We start from the raw sequence: 2,166 nt of genomic DNA on the forward strand, positions 1-2,166 counted from the left end.
CCGCGGGTGACTTCCGTGGTACGTATCCAGCCCTGCACAGGCCGGAACTCCTTGCGAACCTTCATGCGCTGAAAAGCTGCATTCATCCGGTTCAGCATCTCGCCCAGCTCCCCGATCGCACAGTTGCGCACGGTCAGAGTCAGGAACATCCAGCGGGCATCGGGATAATCCGCCACGATACGCGGCAGGGACTGGTAGAAACGGGCTTGCCACATCAGGGAGCGCCTCCACTGGCAGACAGGACAATGCCGGACACGGCAGAAATGCGCCTCACGCAGCCTCAGACGCGTTTCTCCGGTTTCCTTGAGGGTAGACCACCCGAAACGCAGTAAACCACCACAGAGGGCCATACGCGCCCCGTAGCGCTCATATTCGGCTGCAAGCAGGTAAATCCCTCCCACGTCATCAGAAACGCTTCTGTGAGCGTCCCAGGGCGCATCTGAGGGGGAATAGTCCGTGAGGTTCTGGAGATCAGGGTTTTTCATGCGCACCACCCGATAGTGGGCGATGGCTCATCTGACGTGTTATCATTGCCATATCACCTGTTGTGTTAGTCGTATCACCAATTCGAATTCCTACAGGTGGTCACACCCCCGAACGATTGCCCTCGTTGCGGGGGTCGCTTTTAATGCGACCACTCCCGACAGAATAACTCCAAAACCATTTTCCGACAAATCCCCCTTCAGGCCTTGCGGCACAAGGGCTGGAGGCGAATTTGAATCCTAGAGTTATCCCTTAAGTATAAATACAAGGATCGCGCGCGAGATTCGCTTGAATTTTGAGCGGGATTTTCAGTCACCCAAAACACCCAACCCCACCCACTTACACCCATCTCATCCACAGACTTTCACCCCGATTTTGTGAACAACAAAAAAAACCGTCTTGCAGGTGGTTGGCCTCACTGCGTGACACCAACCACCATCCCCAGTGTTTTTCCCGTGCCGTCGTCAATCACAAAATCGGAACCCACGCCGGAGGCGCGGGCCCCCGCGATTTTCTGTTTGACGAATCAGGGAACGGTGAACGGTACGCGGAATTTTTTCGCGTTCCGTGAGGCGTTGGCGGGGTGTCGGGGCGCAGTCCTGACCAGGTTCGTAGAACCGCACAGGGTTGCAAAGGGGTGTCCCCTTTGGCACAAGCGACGGAGCGAAACGCCCCGTTTTGTGTACGCCGCTTATCGTGCCTGTGTTTTAGGAGAACAAAAAAATGCCGTGCATACAGCCCACACAATGACCCACATAATCACCCACAACTCAAAACACACAGCCCACACAATCACCCACACTTTAACCCACAAAAAAGACCACAACCCCATTGACACCCCACAAAACAACCCACACAAACGGCGAGTAAATCATTTTGCCGTTTTCGTGCCGCAGCCGTTCCGCGCAATCGACAAACTGGCAGTCAGGGAATCTCACGAAGTGCGCACTTATACAAACTCACCTTAGGTTCGTTTGTCGTGCGGTCTGCGACGCTCAAAAAACCGAGAAACGGCGGGAATTTTCGGGACGGGAATTTTCGGGACAGGATGTGTAATTGTAATACCGTCACACGCGACGCTATCACAATTGCCATCTGGTCAGGGGTGCACCCCGACACCCCGCTAGCCTGATTCAGTTTTATCTTTCGTCGGTGAGCGACGGTACTTTCTGACCTCGGTTTTCCACTCGAACGCGATTCGTGAACCGTCATCGTCGCCCTCGGAAATATCATCACCGATCACCATGTCGGCGTCAGTTTCCTGATCGAGTTTCAGCACGTCTTTGAGTGCGCCGCCGGTCGCCACAAAGCGGCGCTTGTGCGTCTGGCGGGTCAGTTCGAGGAACCATTCAGGATCGGCCACCATGTCAGCCGGCTTCGTGGAATATTTCAGGGTTTCGGCCACCGCACCGCGCACCAGTTCGGCGGTCGCGCAGGCCAGCGATTCGCCGCCCTTCGGCTTACGAGGTTTCACTGCCCGGACATCAACATTCGGGTCATAATCGACCCGCAGACACTCCCGCCAGAGTTCAACCCAGCGTTCATGCCTGACGTAACTTTTCCCATTTAGCATGCCAGGCGGCACCATCATCAGGGTGTGGAAGTGCGGGTGTGCGCTGCCGTCGCTCCCGCGGGTGACTTCCGTGGTACGTATCCAGCCCTGCACAGGCCGGAACTCCTTGC

The 2,166-nt window shown here is 55.9% G+C and carries 2 protein-coding genes; both read right to left on the bottom strand.

The genetic code is table 11. The features are described 5' to 3' along the window. Nucleotides 1-485: protein rep (locus BEG40_RS21465; protein ID WP_198600213.1), on the bottom strand; the 485-nt coding region annotated here is incomplete at its 3' end. Between the two features lie 1,121 nt (nucleotides 486-1,606). After that, on the bottom strand, nucleotides 1,607-2,166 hold a 560-nt coding region (locus BEG40_RS21470), incomplete at its 5' end, for a protein rep (RefSeq protein ID WP_105286078.1).

This window comes from Escherichia sp. MOD1-EC5495 (assembly GCF_002965965.1).
Classification (GTDB): Bacteria; Pseudomonadota; Gammaproteobacteria; order Enterobacterales; family Enterobacteriaceae; genus Escherichia; species Escherichia ruysiae.